Origin of the sequence: Floridaenema aerugineum BLCC-F46 (genome assembly GCF_041929345.1) — a bacterium.
Lineage (GTDB): Bacteria > Cyanobacteriota > Cyanobacteriia > Cyanobacteriales > Aerosakkonemataceae > Floridanema > Floridanema aerugineum.
This window is the reverse complement of record NZ_JBHFNQ010000210.1, coordinates 83763-103321: the sequence shown is the minus strand read 5'-3', so window position 1 is coordinate 103321 and position 19559 is coordinate 83763. Positions and strand designations below refer to the sequence as shown.

The window sequence follows — 19559 nt, the reverse complement described above, 5'->3', positions numbered from 1 at the left end:
GATCGATGACTAGTTATGCGAATTGCCCTATTTACAGAAACATTTTTGCCAAAAATTGATGGCATCGTTACCCGTCTTTGCCACACAGTTGAGCATCTGCAACGTAGCGGAGATCAAGTATTAATTTTCTCCCCAGATTACGGCATCACTGAATATAAAGGAGCCAAAATTTACGGAGTTTCTGGCGTACCTTTACCCATGTACCCAGAATTAAAATTAGCATTTCCCCGACCTGCGATCGGCAAAGCCTTAGAAGAATTTCAACCAGATATTATTCACGTAGTTAACCCCGCAGTCTTAGGATTAGGCGGAATATTTTATGGCAAAACCTTAAAAATTCCCATCGTCGCCTCCTATCACACCCACCTCCCCCAATACCTACAACATTACGGATTAGGAATGTTAGAAGGAGTATTGTGGGAACTATTAAAATCCGCCCATAACCAAGCCGAATTAAACCTTTGTACCTCCACCGCAATGGTACAAGAATTAAGAAATCACGGCATTGAAAGAGTAGACTTATGGCAAAGAGGAGTAGACACCGAATTATTTCATCCTGACACAGCTAGTGAGGAAATGCGATCGCGCCTCAGTCAAGGACACCAGAGCAGCCCCCTCCTCCTCTACATCGGACGCTTAGGCGCAGAAAAAGAAATCGAACGCATCAAACCAATCCTAGAAGCAATTCCCAACGCACGCCTCGCCCTAGTCGGAGATGGGCCCAACCGCGAAGCCCTCCAAAAACACTTCGCCGGAACAAATACCAACTTCGTCGGCTACCTCCGAGGCAAAGAACTCGCCTCCGCGTACGCCTGTGCCGATGCCTTCATCTTCCCCTCTCGCACCGAAACACTCGGACTAGTCCTCCTCGAAGCAATGGCAGCAGGCTGTCCCGTAGTCGCCGCCCGTTCCGGTGGCATCCCCGATATCGTCACCGACGGCGAAAACGGCTACCTATTCGACCCAACAGACGAACAAGGCGCTATCAACGCCACCATTCGCCTACTAGCCCATCAAGAAGAACGAGAAACCCTCCGCCACAACGCTCGCAAAGAAGCCGAAAAATGGGGCTGGGCAGCCGCTACTAGACAACTACAGCGCTACTATCAAAACGTAGCCTTCTCCACCTTGCCCAAAGCCGCCTAATTCTGCCTTCTACCCTCTGGAATTTGTCATACTCTATGAAGAAGCTAAATTTATTTGGCTAACCAGCCAAGCCCGGACAAGCTAACAGAATTAGTTTTGAGCATCGAGTTATGAGTTTTCAGTTAAATTGCCTTGACCACTCAAAACTGTTGCCTGTTAAAAGTTCCCTGTTCCCTTTACTCCCAACTTGTCCAGCTTGCTTAACAACAGCCATTTATTTAGCTTTCCCAATATCTACTTAACTTGTGATTAAAACACTTGTAACTCACCGATCAATGCAGATACATTCGTAGTAGGTCATCTACTTTCTTGTCGAAGTAGGTCAGCTTGGCTAGGGGTCAGGGTAAAAAAATAGCATGGGAGAGTAGCAGAGCCAAAAATCATTGGGAAAAAGCCCACAAATTCGACTTTTACCCCTTCAGACCCTCTGCGTTCCATGACCTGTCATTTCCATATTCCATTAGATGGAAAAGAGCTTCCCAAAATAGAAGCTTCACCCTGTAAAACCTCATGAGTATGACATTCCCCAATACTGGTAGCGTCTTAACCACGTTAACCCAGCTAACTCAGCAGCACCGAGTTAAAGCCCTGCTTGAGCGAGTCAGAAACATATCCGTCAAGGAATTTATTTGTCTTCTCGACTTCATCACCGCCGAATTCCAGCAATTCCTCAGAGCCATTGAACTAATTAACAATGAAGCTCTAGAAACCATGCTGGAAGATATTTTAGAAGTTATAACCCTAAAAATGGGTCAAGTCCTGCAAGCAGAACTGAGTACCATCTACTTGGTTGATAACGCTAAAGGCTATCTGTGGTCAAAAATACGCCAAGCAAACAGCGACAGACCTTTAGAAGTTCGCCTCCCCCTAAATGCAGGTATTCCAGGTCATGTAGCTAACACGGAAAAATCTTTGATTGTCCCGGATGCCTACAATCATCCCTTGTTTAATCCTGACTTGGATAAACAACTTGGTTATCATACCCGTGATATTCTTTGTATGCCCGTAAAAAGTAGTAAAGGGCATATTGTAGCTGTAATTCAGCTAACTAATAAAGCTGGCGACCAACCTTTTAATGAAGAAGATGAGCAGGAATTCCAGAGATTTGTCGATGATATCGGCGTAATTTTGGAAAGTTGTCAATTGTTTTATCAAGCGGGACGAAATCAACGTGGTGCTAATGCTTTACTGAAAGCTACCCAAATTTTAGGTCAAAGTCTCGACCTGGAAACCACTTTAAAATCGGTAATGGAACAAGCCCGTATTTTAATGCAGGCCGATCGCAGTACACTATTTTTATTATTTAGAGAAACTAACGAACTTTGGACAAAAGTAGCCACCGCCGACGGTATAACAATGTTTGAAATTCGCATCCCCGCTAATCGGGGAATCGCTGGCTATGTCGCTTCTACAGGTCAACCTTTAAACATTCCAGACGCTTACAAAGACCCCCGCTTTGACCCCACTACCGACCAGCGTACAGGATACCGAACACGAAATATTCTCTGTTTACCAGTTTATAATTCAGCAGGTAGTTTAATCGGTGTAACTCAACTAATTAATAAACATCAAGGTAGCTTTACTTCTTCTGATGAAGAGTTTATGCGAGCATTTAATATTCAAGCCGGAATCGCTTTAGAAAATGCCAAACTCTTTGAAAGCGTATTAATAGAAAAACAATATCAAAAAGATATTCTGCAAAGTCTATCCGATGCAGTAATTTCTACAGATATGGAAGGTAGAATTGTTACTATTAATGATGCAGCTTTAGAATTGTTGGGTTGCCCAGTAAAACAGACAAACGACAGAATTCATAAATCTAATTGGGAACAAAAATTAATGGGTCGTTTAGTCTGGGAAGTAGTACCAATTGAAAACTTACAAATGCGCTTAGAAGATAGTTTGAAAACAGGTGCAAATCACTATGTTCCCGAACAAAGTCTGACTGTAGGTTTATATGTCCACTCAAGCTGTTCTAGAGAAAAAGAGCAAATTAATTGGTCAGAAATTGCTAACCAAAATGGTCATGAAATAACCGGATGCAAATGTATTTTAGCAATTCCAGATCGCACCAACCCCGACTATTATATTACTTGGAATCAACCAAAACCCGCTCCAGAAAATATCAAGGAAACTCCTGAAGAAGAAATTCCTTATCTGATTCACAAAGATCAAATAAAAAACATCGAACGGAGTGTCAATCTCTCAGTTAAACCACTGACAAATCCCGAAGGAGCGGTGCGAGGCGGTTTAGTAGTTTTAGAAGATATTTCCCAACAAAAAAGAATGAAAAATGCCATGTATCGTTACATGACTCCCGGAGTCGCAGAACGAGTTATGGCGCAAGCAGAAGATACTTTAATGATTGGAGAAAGAAAAGAAGTTACAATTTTATTTTCTGATATTCGCGGCTACACCACAATTACAGAAAACTTAGGTGCAGGGGAAGTAGTATCACTGCTCAATCAGTATTTTGAAACAATGGTAGAAGCAGTATTTGACCATGAAGGCACTCTCGATAAATTTATTGGCGATGCTTTAATGGCTGTATTTGGTGCGCCATTATCATTACAAGATCATGCCTGGAAAGCAGTGAAAACAGCCTTAGATATGCGTCAGCGTCTAGCCAAATTTAATCAGCAACGTCGCGCCAAAAATCAGCCAATAATAGCTATCGGTATTGGCATTAGTTCGGGAGAAGTAGTTTCGGGAAATATTGGCTCGCATAAACGCATGGATTATACAGTGATTGGTGATGGAGTTAATTTAAGTTCTCGCTTAGAAGGCGTGACTAAAGAGTATAGATGCGATATCATTTTAAGCGAGTTTACTTATAACTTATGTCACCAACATATATGGGTACAGGAGTTAGATAAAATTCGTGTCAAAGGCAAACAAGAAGCAGTGAAAATTTACCGATTAATTAGCGATCGCTCTCAACCTCTAGATCAAGAAACCCAACAATTCTTACACTATTACAACTTAGGTAGAGAAGCATTTCTTTCGCGGAAATTTTCTCAAGCAATTACCCAATTTGAAATAGCGCAAAAATTTCTACCTAATGACCCAGCACTAAACATACATCTCGAAAGAGCTAGAAAATATCTTAGTCAACCTCCCGCCAAAGAATGGGACGGGGTTCACGAAATGACAACAAAATAGAAGGTAATTGGTAGTAGGTAGTAGGTAGTAGGAAATTAATTAGCACATTGAATTCCTTGGGAGCGACAATAAAATAACACAAATACTAATAGCTAAATCACCATGAACCAAAAACTTTACGAAGGCAAAGCCAAAATCATTTACACAACCGACAACCCAGAAATTCTGCTAGCGTATTACAAAGACGACGCTACAGCATTTAATGCTCAAAAACGGGGTCAAATCGCAGGCAAAGGACAAATTAACTGCACCGTTTCCACACATTTATTTAAACTTTTAGAGCAAGGGGGAATTCGCACCCATTTTATAGAACAAACAGCCCCAGACCAAATGTTAGTGCGTCGGGTGCAAATAGTGCCTTTAGAAGTAGTAGTGAGAAATATTGCTGCTGGTAGTCTTTGTAAACAAACCGGATTGCCAGAAGGAAAGATTTTAGCAAATCCCTTAGTGGAATTTTACTATAAAAACGACGCATTGGGCGATCCATTACTGACTAGCGATCGCATACTAGTAATGGAACTAGCCACCCCGGAACAAATCGAACAACTGCGAAGTCTCTCCCTAGAAGTTAACCGAATTCTCACTCAATTCTTCAACCAATGCGGCATCACCCTAGTAGACTTCAAACTAGAATTTGGCCTAGATGAAACCCAACAAATCCTCCTAGCTGACGAAATCAGCCCCGACACCTGTCGCCTGTGGAACCAGTCAGAAACCGACTCCGAAAAACGAGTCATGGACAAAGACCGCTTCCGCCGTGACTTAGGCAACGTAGAAAACGCCTATCAACAAGTCCTAGAAAGAGTTCTAGCTCAAAACCTGCACTAACTAAAGGCAAAACGGAAGAAAGGGAACTCCTGAACAGGGAACAGATAAATTCTTCAATTGTCTCCTGTGCTCCCCTGCTCCGAGAGTCCCTACACTTGCCAAATAGCTAAATTCGACACATGATCCCAACAAGGCAGATAATGGAGTATTGCCTAAACAGGTGATATTGTGTTGGATTGAATACTTATATAGTGAAGAGTCCCCTCGTTGGGAGTCAAAGAGTCAGAAGCTAAAACCAAAATTGGCTTTAAGACTTTAGACTAAAAAACTCTGCTTAACGACGGTGTGTGGAAGTGGTAAATAACAACAACAAAATGCGTTTATCTCCAGTCTTGGTAGCAACTGTTGCTTGGGTCACATTGGGTAACTCAAATCCAGCTTCCGGGCAAACTACGGAAAACAACTGGGCAACAGCAATCAAACTTTTAAATAAATCCCAAAATGCGGCTTCACGCAAGAGCGCCCAAAGAATTGCTTCTCCTTCAGTCGAGAGAGCATTAGGGGATAGAGGTCAGGAGTTAGGGGATGGGGAAAAAGACACATCCCTAATCCCTAACCCCCAACCCCCCATCTCCCCATCTCCCCAACCCCCCATCTCCCCATCTCCCCATTTGCGTGCCGAAAAAGTGGTTGAGGAAATTACTATTTCCGAACTATCAATTTCCCCATTTGAGGTTCAAAACACCTCTAAAGCAGAATTGAAACAGGAAGTACAGGCACACATTAATATATTTCCGGCAACCATATTGCCGCCCTATCAAGGCCATTACTCGCCTAAAGATACAAAAGGAAATTTAATCGAATTGCCCGTACAGCAGAGCACCTTTTATTCTTTAAACCATATTTCTGATCTTCCGCAAAAACTTAAAGGGTTAATTACAGCACAAGCACCACCCGCCACAGAGGCACCAGCAATACCAGAACCGACAGCACCTGAACCAGCAGAAACGGATACGCCCCCGGCTGAAGGTCAAAGAACCCAACCACAAACGCCAACTCAACCAACCGCTCCTCCCCCCTTACCCACACTCGAACAGAACGCGCCTCCTTCGATACCCAGAACTGAACCCAAGCCTCCCGCTCAACCCACCCCATCTTCAGAAGCAGAACCTCGCGTATTAGTAGCAGAAGTATTAGTGAATGGAGTAGAAGGAAAGCTGCAAGACATTGTTTATGATGCCATCCGCACTCGTCCGGGAAGAACAACCACCAAATCACAGTTACAAGAAGACATAAACGCCATTTTTGCTACGGGTTACTTTTCTAGAGTCAGAGCCGAACCTACCGATACACCCTTGGGCGTGCGAGTAACATTTGTTGTCGAACCCAACCCAGTCTTGCGTTCCGTCCAGCTAGAGAGTAGCCAAGTATTGCCCAAAGATCTAGTAAATCAAACCTTCCGGGAACAGTACAACGAAATTCTGAACTTCCGGGACTTGCAAGCCGGGATTCGGCAGCTAGAGCAGTGGTATCGGGATAGAGGCTACGTTTTAGCACAAGTAGTAGATACCAGAGTATCTCCAGAAGGTGTTGTGACCTTGGAAGTAGCCGAAGGAATCGTCGAAGACATTCAAGTGCAGTTCTTGAATAGAGAAGGAGAAACAGTTGACGCTGAAGGTCAACCAATCAGAGGAAGAACCAGACCATATATCGTTACCCGTGAACTAGCAACCAAGCCCGGTACAGTATTTAACCGAAATGAAATTCAACGGGATTTACAGCGAGTGTTTGGTTTAGGCTTATTTGATGACGTGAAATTATCATTGAATCCTGGTCAAGACCCCCGACAGGTAACAGTACAAGTGAACGTGAGAGAAAGAAATAGTGGTTCTATAGCAGCCGGGGCAGGTTTCAGTTCCGCAGCCGGTTTATTTGGGACGGCAAGCTATCAACAGCAGAACTTGTTTGGCAGAAACCAAAAAGTTGGTTTAGAAGTGCAGTTAGGGCAAAGGGAATTTCTCTTTGACGTGCGCTTTACCGACCCTTGGATTGCTGGCGACCCCTACCGGACTTCTTACACCGTTAATTTATTCCGAAGACGATCGATTTCCCTGATTTTTGACGGTGGCGATCGAGATATTGACCTACCAAACGGCGACACACCCAGAATCCTCCGACTCGGCGGCGGTGTCACCTTTACTCGTCCTCTATCTCGGAATCCCTTAGCAGATTCAGAATGGGTGGCTTCCTTAGGATTACAGTATCAAAATATTTCTATTCGGGATAATGATGGCGACCTCAGCCCCAGAGATGAGCTTGGCAACAACCTCAGCTTTAGCGGTTCAGGGAAAGATGACTTAATTACAGTACAACTTGGCGCAGTGCGCGATCGCCGGAACAACCCAACTCGCACCACCCAAGGTTCCCTCTTCCGCTTCGGTCTAGAACAATCCGTGCCAATTGGTGAGGGTAGCATCCTCTTGACCAGATTGCGCGGTAGCTACAGCTACTTCATTCCAGTTAGATTCACCAACTTTACCCCAGGCCCACAAGCCCTCGCCTTTAACATCCAAGGCGGAACTATTCTAGGAGATTTGCCTCCCTACGAAGCCTTCTCCTTGGGCGGCGTGAACTCGGTACGCGGTTATGATGAAGGCGACTTGGGCAGCGGTCGCAGTTACTTCCAAGCTACAGCTGAGTATCGCTTCCCAGTATTCTCAATTATTGGTGGCGTGCTATTCTTCGATTTCGGTACAGACCTGGGTACTGGCGGAGATGTCCCCGGAAGACCCGCCGAAATCCGCAATAAACCCGGTACTGGCTTCGGTTACGGTGTCGGCGTTCGCATTCAATCACCTCTAGGCCCAATTCGGATTGATTATGGCTTCAATGAAGAAGGTGATAGCCGCTTTCAGTTCGGTATCGGTGAAAGGTTCTAATTTAGTAGAGGACAGGGGAGACAAAGTGACAAGGGGACAAGGTGACAAGGGGACACAATAAATTGATCCTGTTCCCTGTTGCCAATGACCAATGACCAATGACCAATGACCAATGACCAATGACACAAACTCTGGCAACTAGTTTTGAACTTTCTGGCGTGGGACTCCATAGCGGAATCATTACCAAAGTGCGGGTTTTACCAGCATTACCAGGTGAAGGTCGCTATTTTGTTAGGGTTGATTTACCGGAAAAACCAGCTATTCCCGCTAAGTTAGAAGTTGTGACTCAAACTCTACTTTCTACTCAACTGGGGGAAAACTCTAGGGGAGTTCGCACCGTAGAACACCTATTGGCCGCTTTAACGGCTATGGGTGTTCGTGATGCCAGAATCGAAATCGATGGGCCAGAAGTGCCGCTTTTGGATGGCTCGGCTCAAGTTTGGGTAGAAGAAATCTTACGGGCAGGATTAGGAGTAGAGGAGCTCTTGAGCAGAGGGGCAGAGGGGCAGAGAGGCAGAGGGGCAGAGAAGATCCAAGAGAGGAAAATTCAAAACTCTCTGACTCCTGAAACTCTTCCTAACTCAAAACTCAAAACTCAAAACTCAAAACTCTCTCACTCCCCCAGTCCCCAGTCCCCAGTCCCCAGTCCCCTATCCGTTTATCAAGGTGATGCTTTTGTTTGTGCTATGCCTGCGCCCCAAATGCGTTTTACTTATGGCATAGATTTTGCTGTTCCGGCGATCGGGAATCAATGGTACAGTTGGTGTCCAAGTCAGGAAAGTTTTGCTAGTGCGATCGCACCTGCACGCACTTTTGGTTTAGCATCCCAAGTTGAAGAGTTACGGGCTAAAGGTTTAATCAAAGGTGGTACTTTGGAAAATGCTCTAGTTTGTGACAATTCTGGTTGGTTAAATCCACCTTTGCGATTTGCAAATGAACCAGTACGTCATAAAATCTTAGACTTAGTAGGAGATTTGAGTTTATTGGGAAATATTCCGATCGCTCACTACTTCGCCTACAAAGCAAGTCACAACCTGCATATCCAACTAGCTAAGTTGTTACAAGCACAGGGACTGGGGACTGGGGACTAGGGACTGGGGACTGGGGGAAATTAATTAAAAATTCCCCAAACTTTCTCTCTAACTGAAAAGTCAAAACTCAAAACCTAACACTTTCCCCAAGATAAATCGCCAATCTAAAATTTAACATCGCTCTGCTCATGTCCGTAATCGAAGCAAATACATCCAATTCTCAAAGTTCTGAATCAACAGATATCGAGTCTTCTACCGTCAGCAAAAAAGTTTTTCCAATTGAAGAAATTCAAAATTTGCTGCCCCATCGTTATCCTTTTTTACTAATAGACCGCATCATTGATTACTTACCAGGAGAAAAGGCTGTAGGCATTAAAAATGTCACGATTAATGAGCCTTTTTTTCAAGGACATTTTCCCGGAAGACCTCTTATGCCAGGAGTTTTAATTGTCGAAGCAATGGCGCAAGTCGGTGGCATAGTTCTCACTCAGCTACCTGAAATGGAACGCAGTTTATTTGTTTTTGCTGCCATTGATGGAGTGCGCTTCCGTCGTCCTGTAGTACCAGGGGATCAATTAGTAATGACTGTGGAACTACTGAGCGTCAAACGTCGTCGCTTTGCGAAAATGCGCGGCATTGCCCAAGTAGATGGTCAACTCGCCTGCGAAGGTGAGCTCATGTTTTCTTTGGTGGACTAGTGCAGCGTGGCTCCTTTTTAGGGGATAGGGGGTGGGGAAAAGGCAATTTCCCTAACCCCTACCCCCTAACACCTAACCCCTAGTTACCCCAACTTGAAAAACGAAGCTAAGAACTCAAAACTTTGATGATGACTACTTTAATCCATCCCACTGCTGTCGTTCATCCTAGCGCCGAACTTCATCCTACAGTTCAAATTGGAGCTTATGCTGTAATTGGGGATAAGGTTAAAGTCGGTGCAGGAACGGTTATTGGCCCTCATGTTGTGATTGAAGGGCCAACGGAAATTGGGGAACGTAATGAAATTTTTCCGGGGGCTGCGATCGGTCTGGAACCCCAAGACCTAAAATATGATGGCTCGGCTAGTTGGGTCAAAATTGGCAACGGTAACAAAATTCGCGAGTATGTCACGATTAACCGCGCCACTAACGCAGGGGAAGCTACAGAAATCGGTAATGATAACTTATTGATGGCTTACGTTCACGTAGCTCATAACTGCGTAATTGAAGACTCAGTGGTAATTGCCAATGCTGTGGCTTTAGCAGGTCATGTTCATATTGAGTCAAAAGCAGTAATTGGCGGAGTTTTGGGTATCCATCAATTCGTTCATGTGGGACGTTTGGCAATGGTGGGTGGGATGAGTCGGATCGATCGCGATGTCCCCCCCTTTATGCTAGTAGAAGGCAATCCTTGCAGAGTGAGAACTCTTAATTTAGTCGGGTTAAAAAGAGCAGGTTTTACTAGCAGTGATTTAGCAGATATGAAAAAAGCTTTTCGTCTGTTATATCGCGCTGGATTTACTTTAAATCAAGCTCTCGAAGAGATGGAAAAATTAAGCACTAACCCACATATTGAGCATTTATACAACTTTCTGCAACTGAGTCAATTACCAAAACGTCGGGGGCTAATTCCTGGCAAATCTCATGGTATAAATGTTGATGATAATTAGTCAAAAAGTCATTAGTTATTGGTCATTAGTTATTAGTCATTGCTCAAAAGTTAACGAATGACAAAACACAAATGACAAGTGACAAATGACAAAGGACAAATGACAAAATGACTATGCGGATTTTCATTTCCACTGGCGAAGTTTCTGGTGATTTACAAGGGGCGTTATTAATTAACGCACTGAAGCGTCAAGCCCAAAAATTGGGACAGGAATTAGAAATTGTTGCCTTGGGTGGTTCCCTCATGGCGCAAGCGGGTGCTACTTTGTTGGGCGATACTACTAAAATTGGCTCTGTGGGCATTCTGGAATCATTACCCTACATTTTGCCGACTCTACAAATCCAAAATCGAGCTAAACAATATTTACGGCAAAATAAGCCAGATTTGGTAATTTTAATTGATTACATGGGACCGAATTTGGCGATCGGGAATTTTATGCGATCGCACTTGACAAATGTCCCCGTTGTGTATTATATAACTCCCCAAGTTTGGGTTTGGTCATTGGGCGATCGCGACACCAAACAAATTATCAAAAATTCTGACCTAATTTTGGCAATTTTCCCGGAAGAAGCTCGGTTTTTTGGAGAAAAAGGCGTAAAAGTAACCTGGGTAGGTCATCCTTTACTAGATAAAATGACTAATGCTCCCAGTCGTTCGGCTGCGCGTGCTAGTTTGGGAATTGCGTCCGAAGAAACGGTAATTACCTTAGTGCCAGCTTCCCGAAGACAAGAGCTTAAATATGTTTTACCAGTAATGTTGGCAGCGGCGAAAATTCTCCAATCTAAAATTCCAAAGGTAAAATTTTTAATTCCCCTATCTTTAGAATCATTCCGTCAGCCCCTCGAACAAGCAATTCGAGAATACAACCTAAATGCTACTTTAGTAGGTGATAAAAACATAGAAGCGATCGCCGCAGCTGACTTAGCAATTAGCAAATCTGGGACAGTAAATCTAGAAATTGCCCTTTTAGAAGTTCCTCAAGTCGTAATCTATCGCGTTAACCCGATTACTGCCTGGATCGCCAAAAATGGGTTAAAATTTGCCATTCCCTTCATGTCGCCGCCCAACTTGGTATTGATGAAAGCGATCGTCCCGGAATTACTCCAAGAACAAGCAACAGCAGAAAATATTGTCCAAGAATCCCTGAATTTATTGAATACTGCCAAGAGAAGCCAAGTTTTGGCAGATTATCAGCAAATGCGTCAAGCTTTGGGGGAAAAGGGGGTGTGCGATCGGGCAGCCCAAGAAATCTTCACCCTGTTACCTTTGTAGCAGGGGAGATGGGGGGATCGGGAGATGGGGAAGTTTATTAACTCAAAACTCAAAACTCTGTGTTGGCGGGTTTTGTTGTTAATTTTTCTGCTCTTGAGTGCAGAATTGTCTACTCTCACCCGCCCCTACCACTCAAAACTCCCCCCACCTCCCTACCTCCCCACCCCCCCACCTCTGTCCCCAGTCCCCGAAACAGAAAGATCATTTTTCTTTAAGTATTGTTACTTGCAGCATGGTATGATTGCATCTGGCTAGAAAAAGCCAAAGTCAAATTATAGAACCCATTTGCGAGTTCCGTTACCTTGACAGACTCATCTCATGAATCCACCACTGTAGCCACAGCTACGGATAATTCTCAAGTTGATTCCCCGGCAGAAAGACCCAGAGAATCAATGCAGGAATACTATAACCTGCAAAAAGAACTATTCATAGTCACCTTGACGACAACAGCGATTATTTTCGTCTCTGTTTGGATTTCTTACAACCTGAACACAGCGCTAAATTATTTGCTTGGTGCGTGCACAGGTGTGGTTTACTTGAGAATGTTGGCAAAAAATGTTGAACAGCTTGGTCAACAAAATCGCAGTCTGAGCAAGTCTCGGTTTGCCGTATTTATTGGGTTGATTATACTAGCAACTCAATTGAGTCAGCTACAGGTTCTCCCCATATTTTTGGGATTCCTGACATACAAAGTTGCACTCCTATACCAGATGGTGCGAGCCCTCATGCCGTCCGATCCTAGATAGATTAGACAAGCTGGGATGCTCGAAAGCTAAATTTCGGGGAAAGTTTCCTGAAGGTCAAAATGCTCAGTGACTTGAATTACTTAACTTTTACGCACCTGGCTAGTTTAGAAGTGGGTCATCATTTCTACTGGCAAGTGGGCAACTTAAAACTACACGGGCAAGTATTTCTCACCTCTTGGTTCGTTATTGCCCTCCTATTGGTAGCTTCATTCCTAGCTACTAAGAGCATCCAGAGAATTCCCGGCGGTATGCAGAATTTTATGGAATACGTTCTGGAGTTTATCCAAGGACTGGCAAAAAACCAACTTGGTGAGAAAGAATACCGTCCTTGGGTGCCCTTTATCGGCACACTGTTTTTGTTTATCTTCGTGTCCAATTGGTCAGGAGCATTGATTCCCTGGAGATTAATTAAACTTCCAGAAGGTGAATTAGCTGCACCGACTAATGACATCAACACCACTGTAGCCTTGGCATTGCTAACTTCCTTGGCGTACTTTTACGCTGGGTTTAGCAAGCGGGGGTTGGGGTACTTTAGGAAATATATCGAACCGACACCAGTCCTATTACCCATTGCGATTTTAGAAGATTTCACCAAACCACTTTCCCTGAGCTTCCGTCTATTTGGAAACATTCTGGCGGATGAACTAGTAGTTGGGGTGTTGGTGCTACTGGTGCCTCTGTTTGTACCTTTGCCAATTATGGCGTTAGGTTTGTTTACCAGTGCCATCCAAGCTTTGGTATTTGCTACCCTGGCGGCGGCATATATCCATGAGGCGATGGAAGGGCATGGTGGAGAAGAACATGAGGAGCATGGTTAGTCCTCATTTAATGGTAGGTTGATTAGGAAGAGAGAATTTGGCATCAAGGAAGTAAATTTCTGATCCTAGCTCAAAAGTCCAAAATCCGATTTGTTTGTTGTGTAGATAAGGTAAGTTAAAACATCATGGATCCATTGGTTTCTGCTGCTTCTGTATTGGCTGCTGCTTTAGCTGTTGGTTTAGCTGCTATTGGCCCTGGTATTGGTCAAGGTAACGCTTCTGGACAAGCTGTAGAAGGTATTGCTCGTCAGCCAGAGGCTGAAGGTAAGATTCGCGGTACTTTGCTGTTAACTCTAGCGTTCATGGAATCCCTGACCATCTACGGTCTGGTTATTTCTCTGGTGTTGTTGTTTGCTAACCCCTTTGCAGGTTAAGCAGAGTAAAGCATTGAGAGATGGGTAATGGAGAATGGCAAATTTTCAGAGGTGAGATGGGAAATTGTGATTGAATTTGCCATCTGCTACCTGTAATTTGAAATTCCTCCATACCCAAGTAATCAATTTTTCCAGAATTTATTTTGCTCCCTGGTAGTTTTTGAAACTGTAAAAAATGTTTGATTTCGACGCTACTTTGCCTTTAATGGCAGTGCAGTTTTTGCTGCTGGCGGCGGTGTTGAATGCGGTTTTCTATAAGCCTCTGTCTAAGGCAATAGACGATCGCTCTGAATATATCCGCACCAATGAGGTTGAGGCACGAGAACGCTTGGCTAAAGCAGAGCAACTGGCAAAGCAGTATGAGGAACAGTTAGCTGTAGCTCGTCGGGAAGCTCAAAGTGTAATTGCTGCTGCTCAAGAAGATGCCAAGAAAATCGCGCAAGAGAAAAATGCTGAGGCTGTTGCAGAAGTACAAGCTCGATTAGAGCAGACTCGGAAAGAAATAGACGAGCAAAAACAAGCTGCAATGAGTTCTCTAGAACAAGAAGTAGATGCTCTCTCGCGCCAAATTCTAGAAAAGCTTTTGGGGCCAAGTCTAGCAAATCGATAGAGCATAAGCTTTTTGCATTGCTGAAATGAGGGTTTACTTAGTGTCGGAAATTGGCTCTAAGTTGAAAGCGAATGTATGGGAAACAAAAGCCGCTATCAATAGTGAATGGGTATGATGGAGACTTTCTTTTTACTGGCTACAGAAGCTCATTCGGAAGCAGCGGAATCAGGGGGTTTTGGGCTGAATTTTAATTTATTTGAAACCAACCTGATTAACCTAGCTATTCTGATTGGAGTTTTATTTTATTTAGGGCGGAACATCGTTACTAATATCCTGACGGAAAGAAAGAAAGGAATTTTAGAAGCGATCGCAGAAGCGGAAACTCGCCAACGCAAAGCAGCTGAAGCTTTAGCAGATCAACAGCAAAAGTTGGCGCAAGCGCAGGCAGAAGCAGAACGAATTAGAAAAGAAGCCCAAACAACTGCACAAGCAGCCAAAGAATCTATCCTAGCTCAAGCAGCTAAGGAAGTAGAAAATTTGCGGAAAAAAGCTAGCGAAGATTTGAACACAGAAACAGACAGAGTGCTAGCAGAATTACGGCGCATGGTAACAGAGTTAGCAATTCAAAGAGTAGAATCTCAGCTAACCTCAATTTTGGATGAATCCGCTCAACAAGAATTAGTTAATAACAGCATTGCCCTGCTAGGAGGAAACCAATGAAAGGAAACTTATTTGGTGAAGCAGTAGCAGAACCTTATGCAGAAGCAATGATGTCAGTGGCGCAAAGTCAGAACTTGACAGAAAAGTTCGGTGAAGATGCGCGGGGTTTAATGGAACTGGTAAAAAGTTCACCAGAATTGCAAAAATTTCTTGGCGATCCACTAGTTCCAGCTGCTAAAAGAAAGGAAGTAATCAGCCAAATTATCGGCGATCAGGTTCATCCTTTTATAAAGAACTTTTTGATGCTTTTGGTAGATAAAAAACGGATTCTATTTTTAGAACCAATTTGCCAAGAGTATTTAAATCGATTGAGAGAACTCAATCAAACTGTTCTGGCTGAAGTGACCTCAGCTGTGGAATTGAACGAAGACCAAAAACACTCGGTTCGGGAAAAGGTAAAATCCCTATCAGGTGCCCAACAAGTGGAACTCGCAACGAAAGTCGATCGCGATCTCATTGGTGGGGTAATCATCAAAGTTGGTTCTCAGGTGTTTGATGCGAGTTTGCGCGGTCAATTACGTCGCATTTCTCTGCGCCTGAGTAATGCCTAGTTTAGTTATGAGTTATGAGTTATGAGTTTTGAATTAAATTAATAACTTAAAACTTAGAACTCAAAACTTAAAACTTGTGCGTTTTGCCTTTTCACTAATTAACAGACACAGTAACAACTAACAAATAAGACTTCCATGATCAGTATCAGACCAGACGAAATTAGCAGCATTATTCGGCAGCAAATTGAGCAATACGACCAAACTGTTGATGTTACTAATGTTGGGACAGTATTGCAAGTAGGAGACGGGATCGCCCGGATTTATGGCTTGGATAAGGTCATGTCTGGCGAACTGTTAGAGTTTGAAGATGGCACTATTGGCATTGCGTTGAACTTGGAACAAGACAACGTGGGTGCGGTGTTAATGGGCGAAGGTCGGGAAATTCAAGAAGGTAGCACGGTTAAGGCTACTGGTAAAATCGCTCAGGTGCCTGTAGGTGAATCTCTGATTGGTAGAGTTGTAGATGCGCTGGGTCGTCCGATCGATGGTAAGGGAGATTTGGGAACTAACGAATTTCGCTTGATTGAATCTCCAGCACCCGGTATCGTAGCGCGGAAATCGGTTTGTGAACCTCTACAAACAGGGATTACCGCGATCGATGCGATGATTCCTGTAGGTCGGGGACAACGGGAGTTAATCATTGGCGATCGTCAAACTGGAAAAACTGCGATCGCAATTGATACCATCCTCAACCAAAAAGAAGAAAACGTTGTTTGCGTTTATGTAGCGATCGGACAAAAAGCTTCCACCGTTGCTAACGTGGTACAAAAGCTGCAAGAAGGCGGCGCAATGGATTACACCATTGTAGTTGCTGCTAACGCCAGTGACCCCGCTACCTTACAATACTTAGCACCTTATAGCGGCGCGAGTATGGCTGAGTACTTCATGTACAAAGGCAGACACACCCTAGTAATTTACGATGACCTTTCCAAACAAGCCGCAGCTTATCGCCAAATGTCCTTGCTGCTGCGTCGTCCACCAGGACGGGAAGCTTATCCCGGAGATGTATTCTACCTCCACTCTCGTTTATTAGAACGCGCCGCTAAATTGAACGATGAATTGGGTTCAGGTAGCATGACAGCCTTACCCATCATCGAAACTCAAGCGGGTGACGTATCTGCTTACATTCCGACTAACGTAATTTCGATTACCGACGGTCAGATCTTCTTAACCACTGACTTGTTTAACTCTGGTGTTCGTCCAGCAATTAACCCTGGTATCTCCGTATCTCGCGTAGGTTCGGCAGCACAAACCAAGGCAATGAAACAAGTTGCAGGTAAACTGAAGCTGGAATTGGCTCAGTTTGATGATTTGGCAGCTTTCGCTCAGTTCGCTTCTGATTTGGATAAAGCGACTCAAGACCAATTAGCACGCGGTCAACGCTTGCGGGAATTACTGAAGCAACCTCAATATTCGCCTCTGTCTGTTGCGGAACAAGTTGCTTTGGTGTACGCAGGTTTGAATGGTTATATAGATGACGTTCCTGTAGACAAGGTGACTGGTTTCACTGCGGGACTGCGGGAATACTTAAAGACTAGCAAGCCGAAGTATGTGGAATTAGTCCGCAACGAGAAGAAGTTGGGTGATGAAGCAGAAGCTTTGCTCAAGGAAGCGATCGTAGACTTTAAGAAGAACTTCCTAGCAATGGCTAAGTAATTTGTCAAGAATTAGGGGTTGGGGGTTGGGGTGTGGGGGTTGGGGTATTTTTCTTCTTCTTCCCTAACCCCTAACTCCTTCTCTTTCCCTACACCCTACACCCTACACCCTATCCCCTTCTTTGGAAAAACTATGGCTAATTTAAAAGCAATTCGCGATCGCATTAAGTCGGTTAAAAACACCAAAAAAATCACGGAAGCGATGCGCCTAGTAGCAGCAGCTAAGGTGCGTCGTGCTCAAGAACAAGTTATCGCCACCCGTCCCTTTGCTGATGCTTTGGCTCAGGTTCTCTACGGTTTACAGTCCCGGTTACGCTTTGAAGAAGCTAACTTACCCCTACTCAGACAACGGCAAGTTCGTACTGTAGGGTTGTTAGTGGTGACAGGCGATCGCGGTCTGTGTGGTGGTTATAACAATAACGTCATTAAGCGAGCAGAAACTCGTGCTAAGGAACTGAAAGCTGAAGGATTGGATTATAAATTTGTTCTGGTAGGACGGAAAGCTATTCAGTATTTCCAACGCCGCGAACAACCAATTGATGCTACCTTCTCAGGTTTAGAACAAGTTCCCACAGCAGCAGAAGCATCTGCGATCGCTGATGAACTCCTGTCTCTATTTTTGTCGGAAAGTGTCGATCGAGTAGAACTGGTTTACACTAAGTTTGTCTCGCTGATTAGTTCTCGTCCAGTAATTCAAACTTTGTTACCCCTCGATCCCCAAGGTTTGGAACCCTCAGATGATGAAGTTTTCCGTCTCACTACTAGAGGCGGTCAATTTCAGGTGGAACGCAGCAAGGTAACAACCGAAGTTCGCAGTTTCCCTAGAGATATGCTCTTCGAGCAAGATCCTGTGCAAATTCTTGATGCTTTGTTACCGTTGTATTTAAATAACCAATTGTTGCGGGCATTACAAGAATCAGCTGCTAGTGAACTGGCTGCTAGAATGACGGCAATGAACAATGCTAGTGATAATGCTAGTGAGTTGATTGGTACTTTAACCCTGTCGTACAATAAAGCACGACAAGCAGCAATCACACAACAACTCTTAGAAGTTGTGGCTGGTGCTGACGCTCTAGGTTAGGAGCAAGTAATTATTTAATATTTCAGTTTTCCACCCCCTGGTTGATAGCGCCTGAAGATACAGGCGCTTTTTTTAGGTTGAGGGGTCAAGTTGCTAGTTACAACAAATTGCAGTTTTATGAAGTAGACCCCAGAAACCCGGTAACTTCTGCGAAACCGGGTTTCTTTGTGCCTCACTTACCTGAAAAGTGCTGTATATAGCAGTATACGATCGAGGCTGGTAGTAGGTAGTGGGTAGTAGGAATGCAACTACCTACTACCAATTTCAAACCATCACCACGCTAGTAACTAGCAACTTAATGTTTTATCTGATTAGATGGGAAGGGCGATCGGGCTACTTATTTTTGTGGCTATTTTTGCCACCCTTACTACCGATCTCAGACATATGTTCCCGATCTTCACTCACTGCTTCGCCGCCTTTGCGACCAATTTCAGCCATGTGTTGGCGATCTTTACTGACAGTTTCGCCGCCCTTACGTCCAGCTTCTCTAGCCTCTTCTGGGGTAAATTCATGAGCAGTACCCTTTTCATGGGCAGCTTTCCCACCTTTGCTAGCAATTTCTCTTTGCTTCTCTTTATCCATTGAGGCAAATCCGCGTTTACTTTTCTCTGCCATGACTAGACTCCACTTTTTTTCAAACCTGGCAATTTGATTATGCAGCTTATTACATCCTAGAAAGGTTCTATGGACGATCTCTTCTTACTACAGGATTATCTATTTTAGTAATTTTAGTAGCCTACTCTACCAAATTGAATATTAGTTTATGGAGAAGCCCGCTTGTTTGTGATTAAAGCAGAGAAAACGATCGCGCCTCTGGAGAAAATAGTCGAGTTTGCTAAGTAATGTAACGAATCTGATCCGGTACTCAGTTTTTGGGGTTATCCGATCGCCGAGCGGAACCTTTTGCTGAAGGAACTGTGGAAGACTTTCCATCTTAAGTTTTCCGTTTTGAGTTGTCAAGGCAATTTAACTCAAAACTCAAGCATTTGTATAGCAAGTTACTTTTATACCTATTTGTAATGGTTGCAAGTTGACTTATTGTGTAAATGGCAAACATATTTTTACTACAAGCTTTATACAAGCTTCACATAACCCGGGGTGA

The 19559-nt window shown here is 43.9% G+C and carries 17 protein-coding genes; 16 read left to right on the top strand and 1 reads right to left on the bottom strand.

All coding sequences use genetic code 11. The features are described from left to right. Positions 1 to 15: 15 nt before the first annotated feature. The 16 genes from ACE1CC_RS28590 (at position 16) to ACE1CC_RS28515 (ending at position 18457) form a co-directional block, all read left to right on the top strand. A complete protein-coding gene (locus tag ACE1CC_RS28590; RefSeq protein ID WP_413273819.1) occupies positions 16 to 1146 on the top strand; it encodes a glycosyltransferase family 4 protein in 1131 nt (376 codons plus the stop codon). A 516-nt stretch (positions 1147 to 1662) separates the two neighbouring features. Then, positions 1663 to 4308 (top strand): GAF domain-containing protein, encoded by a 2646-nt coding sequence (locus ACE1CC_RS28585; RefSeq protein ID WP_413273861.1) that lies wholly within the window; start codon positions 1663 to 1665, stop codon positions 4306 to 4308. A gap of 102 nt (positions 4309 to 4410) precedes the next feature. After that, a complete protein-coding gene (gene purC, locus ACE1CC_RS28580; protein ID WP_413273818.1) occupies positions 4411 to 5136 on the top strand; it encodes a phosphoribosylaminoimidazolesuccinocarboxamide synthase in 726 nt (241 codons plus the stop codon). 314 nt (positions 5137 to 5450) lie between these two features. Further along, a complete protein-coding gene (locus tag ACE1CC_RS28575; protein ID WP_413273817.1) occupies positions 5451 to 8015 on the top strand; it encodes a BamA/TamA family outer membrane protein in 2565 nt (854 codons plus the stop codon). 119 nt (positions 8016 to 8134) lie between these two features. Then, on the top strand, positions 8135 to 9106 hold the full coding sequence (locus tag ACE1CC_RS28570) for a UDP-3-O-acyl-N-acetylglucosamine deacetylase (protein ID WP_413273816.1): 972 nt from the start codon (positions 8135 to 8137) through the stop codon (positions 9104 to 9106). Positions 9107 to 9234: 128 nt separating this feature from the next. Further along, entirely contained in the window at positions 9235 to 9744 is a 510-nt protein-coding gene (fabZ, locus tag ACE1CC_RS28565) for a 3-hydroxyacyl-ACP dehydratase FabZ (RefSeq protein WP_413273815.1), read from the top strand. Between the two features lie 128 nt (positions 9745 to 9872). Continuing rightward, on the top strand, positions 9873 to 10691 hold the full coding sequence (lpxA, locus tag ACE1CC_RS28560) for an acyl-ACP--UDP-N-acetylglucosamine O-acyltransferase (protein WP_413273860.1): 819 nt from the start codon (positions 9873 to 9875) through the stop codon (positions 10689 to 10691). Positions 10692 to 10804: 113 nt separating this feature from the next. Beyond that, positions 10805 to 11962: a lipid-A-disaccharide synthase gene (gene lpxB / locus ACE1CC_RS28555; protein WP_413273859.1), complete on the top strand. Its 1158-nt coding sequence runs from the start codon at positions 10805 to 10807 to the stop codon at positions 11960 to 11962. A 302-nt stretch (positions 11963 to 12264) separates the two neighbouring features. Continuing rightward, entirely contained in the window at positions 12265 to 12708 is a 444-nt protein-coding gene (locus ACE1CC_RS28550; protein WP_413273814.1) for an ATP synthase subunit I, read from the top strand. Positions 12709 to 12767: 59 nt separating this feature from the next. Continuing rightward, positions 12768 to 13526, top strand: coding sequence for a F0F1 ATP synthase subunit A (gene atpB, locus ACE1CC_RS28545; RefSeq protein WP_413264336.1), 759 nt, complete (start codon positions 12768 to 12770; stop codon positions 13524 to 13526). Positions 13527 to 13651: 125 nt separating this feature from the next. After that, entirely contained in the window at positions 13652 to 13900 is a 249-nt protein-coding gene (atpE, locus tag ACE1CC_RS28540) for an ATP synthase F0 subunit C (protein WP_073593801.1), read from the top strand. 175 nt (positions 13901 to 14075) lie between these two features. Further along, the gene (locus ACE1CC_RS28535) at positions 14076 to 14510 is read left to right on the top strand and encodes a F0F1 ATP synthase subunit B' (protein ID WP_413273813.1); all 435 of its coding nucleotides are present in this window, start codon (positions 14076 to 14078) and stop codon (positions 14508 to 14510) included. 105 nt (positions 14511 to 14615) lie between these two features. Then, positions 14616 to 15170 (top strand): F0F1 ATP synthase subunit B, encoded by a 555-nt coding sequence (locus ACE1CC_RS28530; RefSeq protein WP_459563932.1) that lies wholly within the window; start codon positions 14616 to 14618, stop codon positions 15168 to 15170. Further along, positions 15167 to 15721, top strand: a complete 555-nt coding sequence (gene atpH / locus ACE1CC_RS28525) for an ATP synthase F1 subunit delta (protein WP_413264339.1) — start codon at positions 15167 to 15169, stop codon at positions 15719 to 15721. The genes ACE1CC_RS28530 and atpH overlap by 4 nt, the downstream gene beginning before the upstream one ends. A 135-nt stretch (positions 15722 to 15856) precedes the next feature. Beyond that, entirely contained in the window at positions 15857 to 17377 is a 1521-nt protein-coding gene (atpA, locus tag ACE1CC_RS28520) for a F0F1 ATP synthase subunit alpha (RefSeq protein WP_413273812.1), read from the top strand. A 132-nt stretch (positions 17378 to 17509) separates the two neighbouring features. Beyond that, positions 17510 to 18457 (top strand): F0F1 ATP synthase subunit gamma, encoded by a 948-nt coding sequence (locus ACE1CC_RS28515; RefSeq protein WP_413273811.1) that lies wholly within the window; start codon positions 17510 to 17512, stop codon positions 18455 to 18457. Positions 18458 to 18790: 333 nt separating this feature from the next. On the opposite strand, the gene ACE1CC_RS28510 is transcribed toward ACE1CC_RS28515, so the two are convergent. Beyond that, entirely contained in the window at positions 18791 to 19072 is a 282-nt protein-coding gene (locus ACE1CC_RS28510; protein ID WP_073593807.1) for a KGG domain-containing protein, read from the bottom strand. Positions 19073 to 19559 lie beyond the last annotated feature (487 nt).